Raw genomic sequence first — 20,154 nt, forward strand, 5'->3', positions numbered from 1 at the left:
ACCTGTATATACATACAGTATATAATAAAAAGGTCGGCTCGCAAGCCCTGAAAACAGCATCAATTCTTGAATGGTGAGAGAGTGTTCAAAGACACAGGACTAGAAACAAAGAGTTAGTGTATAGATTGGGGAAAGAGTGGTAACAAAAAACCGCGAAAAAGAGTGTAAAGACTAGAGTAAATATTTTAATCTCATTGAACTATGTTAAGGATTCCATGATGGTTGAGGGGCTCAGCGTGTTTAACCAGAAAGATAAATACTCGCTAATTGTACAAGGTGGCGGTCAAAAGGGGGCGTTTGCCTCGGGTGTGTTGGACAAGTTTATTGATGCTGGCTTTGACCCCTTCTCGTTGTACATAGGCACCTCGGCAGGTGCACTGAATGTCTCTTCCTTTGTGACCAAACAGCGTGGCATTGGTCTCGACTTTATCCTTAACTACACTACGCGCGAGCGTTTTTTCGATATGAATAAGTTTCTGCAAAAGCAGCAACCTATGGATCTCGATTGGGCGTTTGACTTCGTCAACAGTGGCGAGTTTCCCCTCGATTTATCTCTCGGTAAGCAGAACCTAGGCGATGATAAAGTAGCACTCGCCTGTATTACGGATGTGGAAGAGTTAAAGGATTACTACTATCCGATCTTCGCTGATAATTGGTTTGATGTGCTAAGAGCAACCTGTGCAATTCCAATGCTTTACTATCATGATATTGAGTTTGATGGGAAAAAATGGGTCGATGGCGGGGTATCGGCAACCATTCCTGTAGAAGAGTCGTATCGCCGCGGTATCAATAATATGGTCGTGATAAGTACCATTCCAAAACCGAAAGAAGCGCTAATGTTGCCAACTTCAGTCCGTGAGTCACTCGATAAATGGAAGAAGGAATTAGAAGAAGGGTTAGAGATGCACATTCGTCATCTCAAAGTCTCAGGGACCAAAGAAAAACTCGCTGAGTTCCAAAAGCAGTTTTCAGCGAAAGTGGCAGAGATGAAGGTCGATTATCAACGATTAACGGGCCCACGCCTTGAGTCGTATCGCGATCAATATAAGTTGATGACGGCAGATAAGCTTAACTTAAAGCAATGGATTCAAGACAAAGAAAAACTGGCTCGCTTGATTGATATTCAAAACAAGCGTACGCCATTTAGTCGAAGCAGCACAAGTCATCTGGATATGCTGGTGTCTCACTATGCTAATCATGCAGAAGTGGAGCAGTTCCTGCTATCGCCACCGGATGATGTCAACCTTTGGCACATACAGCCAGAACGCGAACTGTCGTCTAAAGGGCTGCTGAGCCAAAAAGATCAGATCTTGGAGGACTATGAGCACGGCATCGCAACAGCCGCTGAGTTTTTAGCCAAACATCATCGCTAAACGCATGGAATAGCCCTCACTTAAACCACACTCATCTCATTTGATTAAGGGCTGTTTGCCCTTAATCGCTGTTGCTCTCCCAAATAACGCTTAATATTCAGGCAGGTGGCAGCATGCGGATAGTAACTAAATATAGTGAAAACCGAACCTTCCTCCAAATAACAAACTATATGTATATGATTTTAGTTGGATATTATTCCGTTGAGGGATGAGTCACAGATATTTACAAAAGGTTCTCATACACTCGCGATTAGTTTCGAACGAGCATTTGTGTCGTTCGATGTTTGTACTATTTCGCTCAAAATGAGGTTCCTATGTTCGGAATATTTAAGCCTAAGGCACATATCGAACGTTTGGCGTTCGACAAGGTTGATCGCACCTACTCTCGCCTAAGATGGCAACTGTTTATCGGTATTTTTGTTGGATATGCGGGCTACTACTTAGTGCGCAAAAACTTCAGCCTAGCGATGCCGTATTTAATTGAGCAAGGCTATAGCCGCGGTGATCTTGGGGTGGCATTGGCAGCGGTGTCTATCGCTTACGGCTTGTCTAAGTTTCTCATGGGCAGTGTCTCGGATCGCTCAAACCCAAGGTATTTCTTAAGTGCCGGTCTACTAATGTCGGCAATCGTGATGTTCTGTTTCGGCTTTTTGCCTTGGGCAACCGGAAGCATCACTGCCATGTTTATCTTGTTGTTCCTTAACGGCTGGTTTCAAGGTATGGGATGGCCTGCCTGTGGGCGTACCATGGTGCATTGGTGGTCTCGCAAAGAGCGCGGCGAAATCGTATCAGTATGGAATGTGGCCCATAACGTGGGTGGTGGCTTAATTGGTCCACTATTTATTCTTGGCCTCTGGGCTTTCAGTGATGATTGGCGCACCGCTTTTTATGTTCCTGCCTTTTTTGCCACTCTCGTTGCTCTCTTTGTTTGGATAACTCTACGTGATACGCCGCAGTCTTGTGGCTTGCCTCCAATTGAAGAGTACAAGCAAGACTACCCAGACGATTACGACACCTCACACGAAAAAGAAATGACAGCGAAAGAGATCTTCTTTAAGTATGTATTCTCTAACAAGCTGCTGTGGTCTATCGCTATTGCAAACGCCTTTGTGTATCTAATCCGTTACGGCGTATTGGATTGGGCGCCAGTTTACTTGAAAGAGGCGAAAGACTTCTCGGTCGACAAATCATCGTGGGCATACTTCCTATATGAATGGGCAGGGATCCCAGGGACATTACTGTGTGGTTGGATCTCAGATAAGCTCTTTAAAGGACGTCGTGCACCAGCGGGCATTCTATTTATGGTATTGGTGACAGTAGCCGTCATGGTCTATTGGTTTAACCCAGCGGGTAACCCGGCAGTCGATATGATGGCGCTGGTGGCGATTGGCTTCTTGATTTATGGTCCGGTGATGCTGATTGGCTTGTACGCGCTTGAACTAGCACCGAAAAAAGCAGCGGGAACAGCTGCGGGGTTAACCGGATTATTTGGTTATCTAGGCGGCGCAGTAGCGGCAAACGCAGTGCTAGGCTATACCGTTGACCACTTTGGTTGGGATGGTGGCTTTATCCTGCTGGTGGGTTCGTGCATTGTTTCTATAATTTGTTTGACCTACGCATTGCTGGGTGAGCGTGCTCATCATGAGGCGAAGCAACTGGAAAAACAGTTACAAGACGAGCAATTAAAGAATAAAGAAGCGCTATCTTCGTAGCTCAATAAGGAAATCACGATGAAAACTTCAACGCTTATTCTTTCAGCTGTGGCGTTAGCGGCATCGATGAACGCTATGGCTAAACCCTTGGTGATTGCTCACCGAGGAGCGTCAGGTTATTTGCCTGAGCACACGCTGGAGGCAAAAGCTCTCGCGTATGCAATGAAGCCGGACTACATCGAGCAAGATGTGGTGATGACGAAAGACGATCGCCTAGTGGTGCTACATGATCACTATCTTGACCGCGTCACCGACGTCGCGAGCCGTTTTCCGGACAGAGCTAGGGAGGATGGCCGCTATTACGCGATTGATTTTACCTTAGCTGAAATTAAGACTTTGCGCGTGACAGAAGGCTTTAAGCTCGATGAGCAGGGTAACAAGGTGGCTGGATATCCAGAACGCTTCCCAATGTGGAAGTCAGATTTTACTGTGCCAACTTTGGAAGAAGAGATTGAGCTGATTCAAGGGTTAAATCAAACACTGGGTTATGACATTGGCATCTACCCAGAAATCAAGGCACCCTGGTTTCATCGCCATGAAGGGAAAGATATCTCCAAAGCAGTACTCACGGTGCTTAAGCAATACGGCTACGACGCAAAAGACGACAATATCTACCTGCAGTGCTTCGATGCCAATGAGCTACAGCGTATCAACGACCAATTACTGCCAGATATGGGGATGGACCTGAAATTAGTTCAGCTTATCGCGTATACGGACTGGAACGAAACCATGGTCTATCAAGGCGATAAGAAGCAGCCTTATCGTTATGAATGGATGTTTGAGCCCAAAGGTATGGAGCAAGTCGCTCGCTATGCCGACGGAATTGGACCTTGGAAGCCGATGCTTGTGGATTCATCCTCCACCAAGGGCAATATTAAGGTGACCCCACTGATGGCGTCCGCAAAAGCGGCGGGTTTAGCGGTACATCCTTACACGTTCAGAGCAGATGAGGGGCGTATTCCTGCGTATGCCGAGGACTTTGATGACATGTTGAACATTTTCTATTATCAAGTGAAGGTCGATGGTGTATTCACGGATTTTCCGGATAAAGCCGTCGAGTTTTTGAACAGTAAGTAACGACAGGTCCGGTAAACGAAAAAGCGGCGCAGATACGATTATCTGCGCCGCTTTATTGGTTAGTACGTCGACTATTCTGCTAAGTCAACGGATCAACGTTTAGGCTGAGCATCAATACATTGACCATTCACTTCTGTCACGCTCGGATCCATCAGATGCAGATAGAGCGGGATGATGTCTTGTGGCGTCTTCAATGTATTGGCATCTTCACCTGGGTAGGCTTTTTCACGCATGCGAGTGCGTGTTGCGCCAGGGTTAATCGCATTCACACGAATAGCGGTGTCGCTGAGTTCATCGGCTAAGATTTGCATCATGCCTTCTACCGCAAACTTGGAAATCGCATAGGTGCCCCAGAATGCACGGCCTGAATGACCAACCGTCGATGATGTGAAGACAATGCGGCCAGCTTCTGCTTTCTTCAAGATAGGCAGCAGCGCTTGTGTCATCAAGAACTCCGCTTTTACGTTGATCTGCATAACATCATCAAACGTTTCTTCATCGATTTGATCGAATGGACTTAATGTACCGAGCACACCAGCATTGTGTAAAACACCATCGAGTTGACCAAACTGGTTTTCAATGGTTTCGGCCATATCAACGTAGTTTTGTTTGGTTGCACCTTTCAAATCGAGAGGGATGATGGCTGGCTGCGGGTAGCCTCGCTTCTCAATCTCGTCGTACACCAACTCTAGGTTGTTGACGTTGCGACCAAGCAAAATCACCGTCGCACCATGCTCGGCATAACTCAACGCAGCTTGGCGACCAATGCCGGCACCAGCGCCTGTAACTAAAATAACTTTACCTTGCAAAGCTTCAGGAGCGGTTGAATATTCCACGTAACACTTCCTTAGTTATTAATATAACCCAAGCGAATCTTGCTGAACCTTCATTTTGAGGTCACTTGGGTATAATTCTTATTGGTAATCGTGACAAGTTAGTTACAATACACCAATTCGTCGTATAGAGGATAAGACATTGGAATTTTTATTAGACTACGGATTATTTTTGGCCAAGATCGTGACAGTGGTCGTTGCGATTGTGGCGCTACTGATTGTTGCTAAATCAGTAGGTGGTCGTGCTGGTGGTGCGAAAGGTGAGTTGGAAATCACCAACTTGACTGAGCAGCGTAAACACACAGTAGAACAACTAGAGCATCATCTGCATGATGAAGCCTTTATCAAAGCGCGCGACAAAGCTGAAAAGAAAGCTGAAAAAGAGAAAGCAAAGCAGCGCGAAAAAGAAATCAAGAAGGCCGCAAAAGAGGGTGAGCTAGAGAGCAAACGTGAATCACACCTATTTGTACTGGACTTTATTGGTAGCATTGACGCAAAAGAAGTCGCGTCTCTGCGTGAAGAAGTCAGCGCGATTCTTGCTGTCGCGAAAGAGGGCGATGAGGTCCTAGTTCGACTAGAGTCGGGCGGCGGTATGGTTCACGCCTACGGACTGGCGTCATCGCAGCTTGATCGAATCAAAGCAGCTAACCTGCCTTTGACAATCGCAGTCGACAAAGTGGCGGCAAGCGGTGGCTATATGATGGCATGTATCGCAGATAAGATTGTATCAGCACCCTTTGCGGTTGTTGGCTCAATCGGCGTTATCGCTCAGCTTCCAAACTTCAATAAGCTTCTAAAGAAAAATGATATTGAATTTGAACAGCTAACCGCTGGTGAGTACAAGCGTACCCTAACCATGTTTGGTGAAAACACAGACAAGGCTCGTGACAAGTTCAAGCAAGAGCTAGAAGAGACGCACGGCCTGTTCAAAGACTTTATCCGCGATCACCGCCCTGATCTAGACCTCGATAAAGTCGCAACGGGCGAACACTGGTTTGGTACTCAAGCGAAAGAACTGGGCTTGGTCGATGAAATCAAAGCGTCCGATGACATCGTCATTGAGGCGTGCAAAGACAAAACAGTATTGTCGATTCGTTACGTTCAGAAGAAAAAACTCACTGATAAACTTTCTGGTGTAGCAGGTGATGCGGCAGACAATGTGTTTATGAAGCTGATAAGCCGTGGTCAACGACCAATTGTTTGATTGTTTATATAGCCAATTGACAAAATAAGTACCGCTGTGGTCTTAGGCTGAAAAACGATGAGGGATCTGATTTATGCAGATCCCTTTTTTACATCTTGCTTTTACTTGGTTTCGTAACTGATTTGCTTACTTACGTTCTTTAGCTGCACGCCAACTTTACTAAACGCCACTTGAACAGCGGTTGAGACATGCTGCTGACCCTCTCCCATTAAAAAGTGAGCTCTATCCTGATTCGTTTCAAATACGCAGATAATTTTTAGGCTTTGTGGGAAGGAGGCGTGTTTAACGGTATGAGTCACCCAAAGAAAACCATCGTAGCTTTTTAGCGTCTCTTCACAAACGTCAGTTAACACGCTTCGGATTAGATTCTCGATCTTTTTATCGGATTTTCGCACGACGAAACCTTCCTGTTAGCCTAGATTTATACGGCCGCTGACTTCTTGTAATAGTAGCGATAATAACCTAACAGATTACTCGAAATAAAAAGCACTTCCATTATGACTGCTGTCGGAGAGCCGACGATGTAGTTATGTACTAACCAAAGGGCCGTACCTATTATCATTAACTCCCTTAATCGGCGATCATCGCGATTAAACGCAGCGACCGTTTGAAAAATAGATGCCGAACAACTAATGATACTGACTAAACCTGAGTAGGTGACTAACGCTGAAATAATTGCAACAGTACAAAAGACGTATTTCAGTTTGTTGGAAGTAGAGAAGATACTCACTAAGTACCTTATGGTTGCGATGATCATAAGGCTTGCAGCGGTCCACTGCTCTAGAAGGATAAAGTGGCTAGAGATTAAGATTCCGGCGCAGAATAGGCAGGCTACAATTTTTTGTCTGTCCTTGAACTGAAAAGACATCAAATCAAAACCAATGGCTATAGCCACCAAAACCTGAGACAAAACAAACGGTGTCACGAAACCTCCTGTCAACATAACGCTCTTTAGACGAACTCTTCCATATTCGCAGGACGCCCATCTTGCTGATGTTTAAATTGAAACTCAACACATTTCAACTTGATGCTTTAAATGAAGGAGATCGTGGGGGAGAAACCTAGGTTATTCCAGATAATCTTCCGTGGTTGGAAAAGTATTATATTATCTGCGCGGTGGGACTTATGTGACGATAGGGATTTAGTTTAGAAAAGTGAGGCAGACACGTACAAGGTTAAACAACTCTAGTCATCTTCGAATCGATGCCTAGACGCAACCAATTTACGCTCTGCCTCTTCAACTTCAACACAAATTACAACATGTGTAATACGTCCGCTAAACGCTTGACCGCTACTCTCAATTCGTCTGGTGTCGCGTTGGTAAAGTTAAGACGCAGTGCGGCCTTTACCTCAGAGCCTTCAGGATAGAACACTGGGCTTGGTACAACGGCCACACCGTTGGCAAGTAGTGTTTTTGCAAGCTCAAACGTATCGCATTCTGGGATTTCCACCCATACAAACATCCCGCCATTAACGGGTTTCAATACACAGCTTGTAGGAAGCCGTTGTTCTAGTTCCGCATACATAACGTCGTAGCGAGATTTGTAAAGCTCACAAATGGTGTTGATGTGGGTTTCAAAGTTGTCGTGTCTAAGCAGACCGTGCAGGAGTGCTTGCATCGGTACACTTGAATGCAGATCGGCGCCTTGTTTGATTTTGATTAATGGTTCTAGGTAGCTCGTTTTACCTGTAACCACCCCAATGCGAAGACCTGGTGACGCGATCTTAGAGAATGAGCGCAATAGGATAGAGTTCTGTGGACAGAAATCAGACACCAAAGGCAGAGCCTCACCGGAGAAACGCAGTTCTCGGTATGGCGCATCTTCAATGAAAGCCACGTCATATTGAATACAAAGCTCAGCAACTTTTTGACGCGTTTCGAGCGACCAGCACACCCCTGTTGGGTTATGGAAGTCTGGCACCGCATAGAACATTTTCGGCTTTTCCGTTTCGAAGCATTGCTCTAGCTCGTCAAGGTTTGGACCAAACTCGGTTTGAGAAACGGTAACGATATTGGCTTGGACTAAGCCAAATACCTGCATTGCGCCAAGGTAGCTTGGCGCTTCCATCACCACTTTGTCACCCGGATTCACATAAGCTCGCGCAATCAAATCCAGACCTTGCTGAGAGCCAGTAGTGATCATTGCGGTGTGTGTTTCAGGGAGCTGGAAGTAATCACTGAGAAAATCTAACAGGGGTGTATAGCCTGCTGTTGAACCGTACTGGAACACTTCTGGCATGTTAGCCAAGTTCTCAAGCGTTGGCTTCATCAAGTCAATAGGGAAGGTCTTTTCGTCAGGTAAACCGCCTGCAAGTGAGATGACGTTTTTATCGCTGGCAGCAGCGAGGATCTCTCGAATATATGATGACTTTACTTGTTGCAATGACTGTGCGATTTCCATCTGTTGTTTTTCTCTTATTTATTAACTCTGGTTTTCTTCGAAAGATATTACATGTGAATTGCCAAACTAAGTATGTCCATTTATGCTGTTAAACATGTCCGTTTATGCTATTTCGATAGAACGTTGAATGATGAGCCAACAACAGGTTTCTAGAATTAATGACGTATTGTTCTACATACACCAAGATATTAGTCGAGAGCTAACAGCTAGAGAGCTGGCCAATGTAGCGGCATATTCTGAGCAGCATTTCCACCGTATCTTCAAGAATGTAGTGGGGGAGTCGATTCATCAATACATCCGTCGCACGCGAATGGAGTACGCAGCAAACCAGTTGATGTTCGATACTAAGTCGTCAGTTTTGGAGATTGGCAATAAGTGTGGTTTCAGCTCAGTGTCATCGTTCAGTCGCGCCTTTAAAGCCACATTTGATATGTCACCTGGTACTTGGCGTAAGCATGATTTGCAGGTTGCGGAAAAGCCCTACCTAAAAGATCCTGAGGTGGCAGAGGGTTACCATCGAGTCGCTGAGCTTACATTACCTAAGCCCAAAATCGTTGAAGTGCCACAACGCTTTGCCGCTTACGTTCGTCATGAAGGGTATAACCGCTCTATCCGTAATGCATGGCTGGTACTCAAGGCTTGGGCCAACTCCGAGAACCGTGATTTTTCAACCCAATACGGTTTGCATCACTCGAACCCCGCTTGGGTCGAATTAGATAAGTGCCGCTACGTAGCCTGCATCGCCATTGATAAGCCACTTAAATATCGCGGTGTTGTGAACCAAATGACGATACCTGGCGGTTTGCACGCGGTGTTTCGATTGACGGGTGTCTATGGTGAGTTGCTGCCACAAATCAGTATCGTTTTAGAAAAATGGCTACCGGCTTCAGGCTTTAAACTGCGTTCGACGCCAGCGTATGTGCATTACCATCAGAACCACTTTTTAAACGATGAAGAAGCGTTTGAACTGGATTTTTATTTGCCTATTAGCTTTTTCTAAAACGTGCGCACCAAGCCCCAAGTAGATTCCTGTCTGCGCAGGCCCACGGCCAGTGGAATGACGGGAGTTTCAGGTTCTTCACACTCAAAATAATCGTCATCTCTGCGCAGGCAGAGATCTACCCAACGCGCGCACCAATCCTTAAGTAGATTCCTAGCTACCTAATGAGTCGGTCAGCAACATGATGGTCGTTGGGCTCGATGGATGTATCTCGTTGATTTCAATTATCGAACATAATTAGCTTCAAGACTGACATACCAACGCCACAGTTGACCATTCTCTCGCTCAACCCAAAGGTCGTTATGAAACTGGTAAACTCTGCCATTAACCACGGCTTGTAATGTCTGTTCTCCAGTTACCGAAACCTTTGCAAACTGATCGGAAGTGACTAAAAAAGGCTCTTGATCCTCGATGCTTACAGCATCAGAAAGAACAAAATACGCGAACTTACTCCCAGCATCGGGATCGGTAGAGACGATGCGGTGAGCGGATATTGAGAACTCATCGTTGAGTTCGATTTCGTTGGTTTGTGGTCCAATTCGTTCATGCGTCGGTATAAACACCCAAGCGAGAAGAGCGACAATAGCGAGTAGGGCGGTGGCGAGAGCTAGCAGTATTTTTTTCATAGAAATGCTGATCAGTTAAGCGTTGGCGTCACTTATCCTTTATTCGATTCGCGCTGTCAATTAATGTCGTTAAATAATCGTGGCGAATAAAATTAAGCGGATTACTGCCTAAACAGCAATCCGCTTAAGATCAGGTGACGTCCTAAGGGGAATAAGGGGTTACCTGATTCGTTAAATACTGGAGTTATATGGCTCCCGTTTAGGGCATGTACCCAGTATTTCTCGTCGGCCAGAATCTTTCACTTCTTCTAAGATGACATCAAAGCCCCATAGTCGATATAGGTGCTTCAACACCTCTTCATGCCCACCGTCTAGAGGTATACGATTATGTGGAACATGCTGAAGGGTCAGTGAACGATCGCCTCTCACGTCTACGTTGTAGACCTGAATGTTTGGTTCTAAATTGCTTAGGTTATATTGAGCAGCTAACTTTTCTCGAATCTGGCGATAGCCCAACTCGTCGTGAATAGCCGAGACCTCTACAAAGTTCTTACGGTCATCATCGAGGATGGAGAAGAACTTAAACTCACGCATCAAGCGCGGAGAAAGATACTGGCTGATAAAGCTCTCATCTTTAAAGTTATGCATTGCGAAGTGAACCGCCTCGAGCCAATCGCTGCCTGCGAGATCTGGGAACCACTCCTTATCTTCATCGGTCGGGTCTTCGCAAATTCGCTTAATGTCTTGGAACATTGCAAAGCCAAGTGCATATGGGTTTATCCCACTAAAGTAAGGGCTGTTGTAGGGGGGTTGAGCGACTACACTAGTGTGACTGTGCAAGAACTCGAGAATAAACTTATCACTCACCAAACCTTCATCATATAGATGATTCAAGATGGTGTAGTGCCAAAATGTAGCCCAACCCTCATTCATCACCTGAGTCTGTTTTTGCGGATAGAAGTATTGGCTTACCTTGCGCACGATGCGCACGATTTCACGCTGCCAAGGCTCCAGCAGAGGTGCATTTTTCTCAATGAAATAGAGAATGTTCTCTTGAGGTTCCGTTGGGAAACGTACCTTTTGCTGCTCCTCTTTTGCGCGGTTCTTAGGTACGGTTTTCCATAGCTCGTTGACTTGAGACTGCAGGTAGGATTCACGCTCTTCTTGACGCGCTTTCTCTTCAGCGATTGATATCTTCTCAGGTCGCTTATAACGATCCACGCCATAGTTCATCAGTGCGTGACATGAGTCTAGGATTTGCTCAACTTCTTCGACACCATATTTCTGCTCGCAGTCAGCAATGTAGTTTTTCGCGAATAAGAGGTAGTCGATGATAGAGCTTGCATCCGTCCATGTTTGGAACAAGTAGTTGCCCTTAAAGAAAGAGTTGTGACCGTAACAAGCGTGCGCCATAACAAGCGCTTGCATTGTGACGGAGTTCTCTTCCATTAGGTAGGCGATACATGGGTCAGAGTTGATTACAATCTCGTACGCTAGACCCATTTGTCCATGTTTGTAGCCTTGTTCGGTTTGAATAAACTTCTTACCAAACGACCAGTGGTTATAGTTGATGGGCATACCGATACTCGAGTAGGCATCCATCATCTGTTCAGAGGTGATCACCTCGATTTGGTTTGGATAAGTGTCGAGTTTGTAATGCTGAGCAACACGTTTTATTTCGACGTGATAGCGCTCGAGCATGTCGAAGGTCCAGTCAGGACCATCAGGTAATACCTTAGATTCTGTCTTGGTCTCAGTGGTCATAGCACGTCTCCCTATGCTGTCTCTTTTTGAAACAACTCCCTAAACACAGGGAATATGTCTTCTACCGATCGGATGTTCTTCATCGCGAAGTTGTCAAAATCATTCTCGAGCTTCTCGTACTCATGCCAGAGAGTCTGGTGAGTTCGGCGAGTGATCTCGATATATGAGTAGTACTGACATGCTGGTAGTAGTTTATTCACTAGCAAGTCACGGCATCGCGGTGAATCGTCGGCCCAGTTATCGCCGTCAGAAGCCTGCGCAGCGTAGATATTCCACTCTCCGGTAGGGTAACGGTCTTCGACTATCTCTTGCATGAGTTTTAATGCACTCGAGACAATGGTTCCGCCCGTTTCTTGAGAGTAGAAGAACTCGTGCTCATCCACTTCTTTAGCTTGAGTATGGTGTCTGATAAACACCACTTCGACGTTTTCATAGGTTCGTGTAAGGAACAAGTACAACAAGACGTAGAAGCGCTTAGCAATGTCTTTGGTTGCTTGGTCCATGGAGCCAGATACATCCATCAAGCAGAACATAACGGCTTGGCTGGAAGGTACTGGACGTTTTTCGTAGTTTTTGAAGCGTAAATCAAAGGTGTCAATAAAAGGAACGCTATCGATTTTCTTGCGAAGCTCTGCGATCTCTTCTTTGAGCCTGTTCTCTTCAAGAGGCTGTGCAGGCTCACTGATTTTGATTGCATCAAGCTGTTTATTGAGCTCATCAAGCATTTTGCGCTTGCCTGCCGTCATAGCGGTACGGCGCGCTAAAGATTGTTGAAGTGAGCGTACGATAGCAATGTTAGAGGGCATGCCCGCTGTCTGGTAACCAGCACGATGGGTTTTCCACTCTTTTATCTTGTTAATTTGGTTCTTTTTCAGATTTGGAAGTGCGAGATCTTCGAACAAAATATCCAAGTATTCATCTTTGGATATCTGGAACACAAATTCGTCTTCACCCTCTCCATCAGGGCTAGCTTCACCTTGCCCGGCGCCGCCACCGCCGCCACCTTTTGGTGGGCGTTCGATTTTGTCGCCAGTGATGAACTGATCGTTACCAGGATGGACGCGCTCTTTTACGCCCCCTTGGCCTTGATGGAAGATAGGCTCATTGAGGTCTTTGCTCGGAATCGAGACGTCTTCGCCGGTCTCGGTGTTCGTGATCGAGCGACGGTTAACGGCATCGGTCACCGACTCTTTGATCTTCTGCTTATGTCTGCGCAGAAAACGCTGCCTATTAACGGCACTTTTGTTCTTGCCGTTTAAGCGTCTATCAATAAATTGTGCCATGAGTTACTCCCTGTATTCCCCTCACCATACAGCACCCGAGCAAGCGCTCGGGGCTGCAACTAGACAGTCAGGTGTACTATGAGGATTTACGAACTCTCAAGTACCACTCAGACAGCAATCTGACTTGTTTCTCGGTGTAACCTTTCTCCATCATGCGATTGACGAAATCATCGTGTTTGCGTTGGTCTTCAGACGACGTTTTCGCATTGAACGAGATAACAGGAAGAAGCTCTTCTGTGTTCGAGAACATTTTCTTCTCGATAACGGTGCGAAGCTTCTCGTAGCTGGTCCAAACAGGGTTTGAGCCATTGTTGTTAGCACGTGCACGTAGCACGAAGTTCACAATCTCATTACGGAAGTCTTTCGGGTTGCTGATACCAGCGGTCTTCTCAATTTTTTCCAGTTCTTCATTGAGCGATGCACGGTCAAATAGCTGGCCAGTCTCTGGATCACGATACTCTTGGTCTTGGATCCAGAAATCAGCATACGTGACGTAGCGGTCAAAGATGTTCTGGCCGTACTCAGAGTATGACTCTAAATACGCAGTCTGGATTTCTTTACCGATAAACTCAACGTAGCGAGGAACTAGGTAGCCCTTCAAGAACTCCAGGTACTTCTCCCCAACTTCTTGAGGGAACTGCTCACGCTCAATCTGCTGTTCGATGACGTAGAACAAGTGAACCGGGTTCGCAGCCACTTCAGTTTGGTCGAAGTTAAACACGCGAGATAGGATCTTGAACGCGAAACGGGTAGATAGACCAGACATGCCCTCATCGACACCCGCGTAGTCACGGTATTCTTGATAGCTCTTCGCTTTAGGATCGGTGTCTTTTAGTGTTTCACCATCATAAACGCGCATCTTCGAGAATAGCGATGAGTTTTCTGGCTCTTTCAAGCGAGAAAGAACACTAAATTGACCGAGTAATTCCAGCGTACTTGGCGAGCAAGGTGCTTTAGATAACTCACTGTTTTCAAGCAATTTCTGGTAGATCTTCACTTCTTCAGAAACGCGCAAGCAATATGGCACCTTCACAATGTAAACACGGTCTAGGAAGGCTTCGTTGTTTTTGTTGTTTCGGAATGTCTGCCACTCTGATTCATTCGAGTGCGCGAGGATCATGCCATCAAACGGCAGCGCAGAAAGACCCTCAGTACCGTTGTAGTTACCTTCTTGAGTCGCAGTAAGTAGCGGGTGAAGGACCTTGATCGGCGCTTTAAACATCTCAACGAATTCCATCAAGCCTTGGTTAGCTCGACATAGTGCACCAGAGTAGCTGTAGGCATCTGGATCGTCTTGAGAGTAGTGTTCTAATTGACGAATATCGACTTTACCTACCAATGCAGAGATGTCTTGGTTGTTTTCATCGCCTGGTTCAGTCTTCGCGATAGCGACTTGGTCAAGAATCGATGGTCTTACTTTAACGACTTTAAATTTGGTAATGTCACCACCGAACTCATGAAGGCGTTTCGCTGCCCATGGCGACATGATTGAGCGTAGGTAGCGCTTTTCGATGCCATATTCGCTCTTAAGAATATCGCCATCTTCGTTTACGTCGAACAGACAGAACGGGTGATCGCTCACTGGACTGCGCTCACCGTTAGCGGAAAGCACATAAATAGGCATCTTCTGCATCAAAGCTTTGAGCTTTTCAGCGAGAGAAGATTTACCACCACCAACAGGACCAAGTAGATACAGGATCTGTTTGCGTTCTTCTAGTCCTTGAGCGGCGTGTTTTAGGTAAGAAACGATTTGTTCGATGGCATCTTCCATGCCGTAGAAGTCTTCGAACGTTTTGTAGCGAGAGATAATACGGTTTGAGAAAATACGACTCAAGCGCGGATCCTGTGCGGTGTCGATGACTTCCGGCTCGCCAATAGCGAGTAGAAGACGCTCGGCGGCGTTGGCATAGGCACTTTTATCGTCTTTACATAGAGCTAAGAATTCCTGGATTGATAACTCTTCATCTTTTGCGGCTTCATAACGCGTTTGATAATGATCGAAAATACTCATAGCTGATTCCCCTTAACCTGCAAAGCTGACTGTCAACACATATACAATGCGACTCCATGTCAATTTAAAGACTAGTAGGGTTTTCAGATTAATGCTTAACAATTATGCATTTATTTACAAAGTCCCTTTGTGATAGCAGGAAAAATCACCCTAGTCTCACTAATAGTACGTAAGTCCTAACTATGGGAGATGACCGTGCAATGAGAAAAAAAATCTCAAAAAAATACCCGCTCAAATTGGCGGGCATTCTTCATAAAATACGACTACAGCCGTTTCAAAAACGTCTTAAGCGTTAAAAATCTGGCGGAATTCTGCACTTGATAGGTGATATTGACGTGGGCAGTTTCTCCACGTAACCAGCATGCGACGATATTTGTCTAGCATTGGAACATGGCTATTGAAGTGGTGGTCACCCTTGTCGAACTGAGGATACAGACCTTCAGAGTCCACTAAGAAGCGAACATAGTTCACTAACTGTGCTTCAGTTGCAATATCAAAGCCCAAGAACTGTAGACGGCGCTGATCGACGTCTTTACGATCTTCTTCAGATAGCATTTTGTTTGATTCTTGCATCGCGTGATACATTTCCATGATGTCGATAACTTCACGACACTCATCTTCTACAAGGCAACCGAACTCTTTGTTCATCTCACGCATTTGTAGCTCGTAGCCACGTTCTACGATGGTCTGAAGACGCTGGTATTTCGCTGCGTTTTCTGGCGTGAGTTTCGCCATCAGGTAGTACTGGTTAGATAGGATTAGACGTTGAGCGTTTGTCATTTCCATGTTGAGAGCCTCACTAAATACTTTCTAATAAGTTTATGTATGAATACGAATTATCGACAGATTAACAGTATATGTATGACTTATAACATGATCTCAACACATATTTATGACAAAAAACGCGCCTTCTAGCGCGTTTTTTTCGTGTCAAAGCTTTACAGATTGCAAGCTCTAGTATTTCACCGTATCCGTGTATTGAAGCAAGATGCTTTGGATTTCATCCATCACTTCTTTCTTCGGTGGCTCAACGCCTTCAAGCGGATAATCAAAGCCGAGTGCTTCCCATTTGTGCGCACCAAGTTTGTGGTACGGAAGCAGTTCAACTTTCTCGATGTTATCCATATCTTTAATGAATTCACCTAACATGTGAGCCGCTTCTGGATCGTCGGTATAACCAGGGACAACGACGTAGCGAATCCAGGTTTTTTGACCGATTTTGTGCAGGTAACGTGCAAAGTCGAGAACGCGACGGTTAGAAACGCCGATGAAGTCTTGGTGGATTTCATCTTTCATGTGCTTAAGGTCAAGCATCACGAGATCGGTGGCTTCCAGCACTTCGTCAACAACGTCAGTATGCTTGCGAATGTAGCCGTTAGTATCAAGACAGGTGTGGATGCCTTCTGCTTGAGCTGCTCTAAAGAAGTCACGAACAAATTCTGGTTGAAGCATTGCCTCACCACCAGAGCAAGTCACACCACCGCCAGACGCATTCATAAAGTGGCGGTAAGATTTCGCCTCTTTGATTAGCTCATCGACATTGATTTCTTTGCCGTCATGCGTATCCCAAGTATCGCGGTTGTGGCAATACTGGCAGCGCATAAGACAGCCTTGCATAAAGACAATAAAACGAATACCCGGTCCATCGACGGTACCGCAAGATTCGAATGAGTGAATGCGACCTGTTGTTGACATATGCTCTTCTCTACTAACTTATTTTTACCCGTCATTTTATTACAAAACCACACCCTACGACAGGAAAAGTGGACTCCCATTCATAGTCTGTATCGATCAGTAAACGGCTTCTGTTGCTCATGAGGTGATAATGTTATAGCGTTGTTAATTATATTATTGGTAAGTGGTACATAGATTGCTAGTTTGCTTAGTCTAGACCAAATTTATTGGTTGTGATTGTCGCAGTTTGTTTGGTCGAGAGACCAACACGCTTGTCGCTATAAGGGGAAAACATGGAAGTTGCTTTATCACAAAAACAAAAAACCTTATTTTCGATGCTCACTCTGTGGTCAGGGTTCATCATTTTGGTGCTGTTTATCTTTAATTCACTTGCTAGCCTGAACGAGAAATTCACTAGTAGCAGCGGAATGAATAAGGCCAGCGCTCACCTAGCCTCTACTCAAGTTCTATTGATGGATACAGTCAATCGTCGCACCACACTTTCCGCTGATGGAATGGACGCGTTTGAAAACAGTATGGATGAGCTTGAAACCAGTGCTGAGCAAGATCTGGCGGTCCTGCAAAGTGCGGGTTTAATGATCGAGAGCGATTCAATCTCAACAGCACTTGAGTCATTTATCTTTAACTTGAGTCCTTGGTTAACCTTAAAATCAGAACTCGGTTTTTCTGTTAACGATGGCTTGCTAGAGCAGCTTCAAGAAAACAACGTTAAGATCGACGCCGCTATCAAAGAAACGGGCATGGTGACATTGACGTCGGACTTTCAGAAAGTCGTGACCAGCTTACAAGAGTATCTTATCGATCCGAACGAACAGAATGAGAAGGGTTTTAAGCGAGCTTTGGCAGGGTTTGTTAATGCGTCAAATTCCTATGCCATGCTTGAACTGTATGAGAAAGAAGTGAAAGCATTAGAGCTTGGTTTCGCTCGAGTCGTTGAGCTGTCTGGGACATTAGTCGGTCTTGAGAACAAGCTGGACCAGGCGCAAGCCACAACGCTTGCAGCATTCGACAATGCAGCGCTAGCGCTCAATCAACAAGCACAGGCCTTAAATCAAGAGGCGAGCCAAGTTTCAAGCATGACCCAAATCTCAGTGGGTATTGCCTGTGCGCTTTTGGCACTCTTTACTACCGCGATTTTCCTAACGATGAATGTCTCTTTAGCTCGTTCATTGAAGCAGACACTGAATGCGCTAAAACAAGTAGAGAAGGGTGACTTATCGACTCGACTTCCTGTTAGCAACAATACCCGAGACGAATTTAATCAATTGAAGAAGGCGATTAATGTCAGCTGCGAAAATCTGGGTACCTTGGTAGATGGTGTGAAAGTAAACAGCCAGCAGTTGTCGAATAACTCGGGCGAGCTAGACACTGGCATCAATCAATTGCGCCAGCATCAGAGCCAGGTTATTGAGCAAACACAATTGCTCGCCTCAGCCACCGAAGAGGTCAGTGTCACGACACAGGAAATCTCAGGATCGCTGGAATATGTGGCAAGCATCAGTAAAACCTCGGCAGACTCAGCGCAAGCGGGCGGTGAGATTATCGTAGATACCATTGCCTCTTTTGAGAAAGTGGGCGCGATTCTAGAAGATGCTGCGACCCATATTGAGCAGCTAGAGCAAGCATCGCAAAAGATTGACTCAGTGATGGAAATCATCAACGGCATTGCAGAACAAACCAATTTGCTGGCATTGAACGCTGCTATCGAAGCGGCACGAGCTGGAGAGCAAGGGCGCGGCTTTGCCGTGGTTGCGGATGAAGTACGAAGCCTTGCTGTGAGAACAGTACAAGCAGTGGAAGAGATATCTGGCACTATCGACACCATGAAGCAAGAAAGTACGCAGGTGATACAGTTTATTGCTCAGTCTGACTCGTCGATGCAATCCGGGCGAGAGCAGGGCAATCAAGCGAAAGCGGCGCTCGAAGAGATCATGAACAAAGCGCAAGAGGCAAGTTCACAGACAGAGGTGATTTTTGCCTCTGTGAAAGAGCTAGCCACGACCTCTCAATCAATGGCGAGCAACATGGCCCAAATCAATGAGTCCATGGGCGAGCTAGAAACAAGCAGCCAGAGCTTAAAGCAAACCAGTGATGGTGTGGATAAGCGTTCGACTGAGCTGTATCAGGAGTGTGAAAGGTTTAAAACGGCATAGCTAAGAAATATGACTAAGCGGATAGCAAAACAGGCACTTTAGAGTGCCTGTTTTGTTTTTAAAAGAAGGCAAACAGTGAAATTCCACCATTTCCGTACACGTTTCTCGGTGCTTCTTTATATTCGGCCGACTTGGTGCCAGCAAAGAGGTTGATCCCCACATAAGCGTTGTACCATGTCGCGCCTAAGACCGCTTCACCTTGAATCGGCTGAAGGGTGACATCATAAGCATCGCTTGGCTCTGGTATGCCGGGGCGATCGCCCTCTATAGTGATGTCGTTAAATCGATAGCGTGCTTTAACGCCAAAGTAAGTAAACCAGCCTTGATTCGACGCGCCAATCATACCTGCTTTAAATGGGTTCTCTGTGCCGATGTTTGCTGAACCGAAGTTACCGCCTAATTCAGAGCCAAATCGAAACATCATCCCGGTAGAGATATCACTTCTAAAGTTGCCCAAGTTCGCTTCGGTGACATTAGAAACCTCCCAACCGGTGTTGCCAAACAAAGGCTCTCGCTGCAAATTGAGGTGTGTTAGGTAACCGACACTGCCAACGACTCTATCTTCTATTTGATAAGCCCAGCCTTTGGGGTCGGCTGACCCGACTATGGAATGAACCAACTGCTGAGCTTTATCTGCAAAAGACCCTTCGCCGGTACTTCCCAGCGTGACATTAAATCGCTGTGCCTGCTGTGGGTGCAAACTAATGTAATTTAACTCACCGTGAAAATAGCCAGCATAAGGGCGGTCGTTGGCGATTGGGACTTCAGCTTCAATATCGGAGGGCGTCCACATCTTATGACCGAGTTGGAATTCAATCTTGTCGAGCGAAGATGCTCCCCAATAAGAGAGACTTAGTGGTCTGAAAATCGCCCAAGGCGTGATGGCACTACTCGTGTAGGAGAGGAAGATTCCGTTCGTGTAGTCTTCGTCGGTACCCCAAATACCGTCATTATCCAGTGAAAAGGAGAGGGTGGAACGCTCTGAAGCGAAGGCACAACTGCTGGCGATAAGCAGAGGTATTACAAATGGGATCTTCATTTTATATCAACTCTCTTCAAATACGGCTAGTAGAGATGTTTT

At 45.8% G+C, this 20,154-nt stretch carries 17 protein-coding genes; 6 read left to right on the forward strand and 11 right to left on the reverse strand.

Annotation, left to right across the window (positions count from 1 at the left end; translation table 11 throughout):
* The first annotated feature begins 236 nt into the window (after nt 1–236).
* The 3 genes from LY387_RS05335 to glpQ all read left to right on the forward strand — a co-directional run bounded on the left by LY387_RS05335 (nt 237) and on the right by glpQ (nt 4,162).
* Nucleotides 237–1,373, forward strand: coding sequence for a patatin-like phospholipase family protein (locus LY387_RS05335; protein WP_234495567.1), 1,137 nt, complete (start codon nt 237–239; stop codon nt 1,371–1,373).
* 314 nt (nt 1,374–1,687) lie between these two features.
* Nucleotides 1,688–3,085 carry a glycerol-3-phosphate transporter gene (gene glpT, locus LY387_RS05340; RefSeq protein ID WP_234495568.1) on the forward strand — a complete coding sequence of 466 codons (1,398 nt, stop codon included), beginning with the start codon at nt 1,688–1,690 and terminating at the stop codon, nt 3,083–3,085.
* A gap of 18 nt (nt 3,086–3,103) precedes the next feature.
* Nucleotides 3,104–4,162 carry a glycerophosphodiester phosphodiesterase gene (glpQ, locus tag LY387_RS05345; RefSeq protein WP_234495569.1) on the forward strand — a complete coding sequence of 353 codons (1,059 nt, stop codon included), beginning with the start codon at nt 3,104–3,106 and terminating at the stop codon, nt 4,160–4,162.
* A gap of 92 nt (nt 4,163–4,254) precedes the next feature.
* Here glpQ and LY387_RS05350 read toward each other — a convergent pair whose 3' ends face one another.
* Nucleotides 4,255–4,998, reverse strand: coding sequence for a YciK family oxidoreductase (locus LY387_RS05350; protein ID WP_234495570.1), 744 nt, complete (start codon nt 4,996–4,998; stop codon nt 4,255–4,257).
* A 139-nt stretch (nt 4,999–5,137) separates the two neighbouring features.
* On the opposite strand from LY387_RS05350, the gene sohB reads away from it, so the two are divergent.
* Nucleotides 5,138–6,199, forward strand: coding sequence for a protease SohB (gene sohB, locus LY387_RS05355; RefSeq protein WP_234495571.1), 1,062 nt, complete (start codon nt 5,138–5,140; stop codon nt 6,197–6,199).
* A gap of 101 nt (nt 6,200–6,300) precedes the next feature.
* On the opposite strand, the gene LY387_RS05360 is transcribed toward sohB, so the two are convergent.
* From LY387_RS05360 to LY387_RS05370, 3 genes are all read right to left on the reverse strand, one after another.
* Nucleotides 6,301–6,594, reverse strand: a complete 294-nt coding sequence (locus LY387_RS05360) for a hypothetical protein (RefSeq protein ID WP_042476893.1) — start codon at nt 6,592–6,594, stop codon at nt 6,301–6,303.
* A gap of 26 nt (nt 6,595–6,620) precedes the next feature.
* Nucleotides 6,621–7,124, reverse strand: coding sequence for a YgjV family protein (locus LY387_RS05365; protein WP_042476912.1), 504 nt, complete (start codon nt 7,122–7,124; stop codon nt 6,621–6,623).
* A gap of 328 nt (nt 7,125–7,452) precedes the next feature.
* Nucleotides 7,453–8,601 carry a PLP-dependent aminotransferase family protein gene (locus tag LY387_RS05370; protein ID WP_234495572.1) on the reverse strand — a complete coding sequence of 383 codons (1,149 nt, stop codon included), beginning with the start codon at nt 8,599–8,601 and terminating at the stop codon, nt 7,453–7,455.
* Between the two features lie 130 nt (nt 8,602–8,731).
* Here LY387_RS05370 and LY387_RS05375 point away from each other — a divergent pair, with 130 nt between their 5' ends.
* Entirely contained in the window at nt 8,732–9,601 is an 870-nt protein-coding gene (locus LY387_RS05375) for an AraC family transcriptional regulator (protein WP_234496059.1), read from the forward strand.
* A gap of 224 nt (nt 9,602–9,825) precedes the next feature.
* On the opposite strand, the gene LY387_RS05380 is transcribed toward LY387_RS05375, so the two are convergent.
* The 6 genes from LY387_RS05380 to pflA form a co-directional block, all read right to left on the reverse strand.
* The gene (locus tag LY387_RS05380) at nt 9,826–10,227 is read right to left on the reverse strand and encodes a hypothetical protein (protein ID WP_234495573.1); all 402 of its coding nucleotides are present in this window, start codon (nt 10,225–10,227) and stop codon (nt 9,826–9,828) included.
* A 171-nt stretch (nt 10,228–10,398) separates the two neighbouring features.
* The gene (locus LY387_RS05385; protein ID WP_234495574.1) at nt 10,399–11,931 is read right to left on the reverse strand and encodes a SpoVR family protein; all 1,533 of its coding nucleotides are present in this window, start codon (nt 11,929–11,931) and stop codon (nt 10,399–10,401) included.
* Between the two features lie 11 nt (nt 11,932–11,942).
* Complete coding sequence (locus LY387_RS05390; RefSeq protein ID WP_234495575.1) at nt 11,943–13,214, reverse strand: YeaH/YhbH family protein; 1,272 nt, start codon at nt 13,212–13,214, stop codon at nt 11,943–11,945.
* A gap of 76 nt (nt 13,215–13,290) precedes the next feature.
* Nucleotides 13,291–15,225 carry a PrkA family serine protein kinase gene (locus LY387_RS05395; RefSeq protein WP_234495576.1) on the reverse strand — a complete coding sequence of 645 codons (1,935 nt, stop codon included), beginning with the start codon at nt 15,223–15,225 and terminating at the stop codon, nt 13,291–13,293.
* Between the two features lie 285 nt (nt 15,226–15,510).
* Entirely contained in the window at nt 15,511–16,011 is a 501-nt protein-coding gene (locus tag LY387_RS05400) for a YfbU family protein (protein ID WP_042471957.1), read from the reverse strand.
* A 168-nt stretch (nt 16,012–16,179) separates the two neighbouring features.
* Nucleotides 16,180–16,920, reverse strand: coding sequence for a pyruvate formate lyase 1-activating protein (pflA, locus tag LY387_RS05405; protein WP_042471961.1), 741 nt, complete (start codon nt 16,918–16,920; stop codon nt 16,180–16,182).
* Nucleotides 16,921–17,192: 272 nt separating this feature from the next.
* Between pflA and LY387_RS05410 the strand changes: the two genes are divergently transcribed.
* Nucleotides 17,193–19,073 (forward strand): methyl-accepting chemotaxis protein, encoded by a 1,881-nt coding sequence (locus tag LY387_RS05410; protein WP_234495577.1) that lies wholly within the window; start codon nt 17,193–17,195, stop codon nt 19,071–19,073.
* A gap of 58 nt (nt 19,074–19,131) precedes the next feature.
* On the opposite strand, the gene LY387_RS05415 is transcribed toward LY387_RS05410, so the two are convergent.
* Nucleotides 19,132–20,112, reverse strand: coding sequence for a lipid A deacylase LpxR family protein (locus LY387_RS05415; protein WP_234495578.1), 981 nt, complete (start codon nt 20,110–20,112; stop codon nt 19,132–19,134).
* Nucleotides 20,113–20,154: the final 42 nt, after the last annotated feature.

The organism is Vibrio maritimus, from assembly GCF_021441885.1.
Taxonomy (GTDB): Bacteria; Pseudomonadota; Gammaproteobacteria; order Enterobacterales; family Vibrionaceae; genus Vibrio; species Vibrio maritimus_B.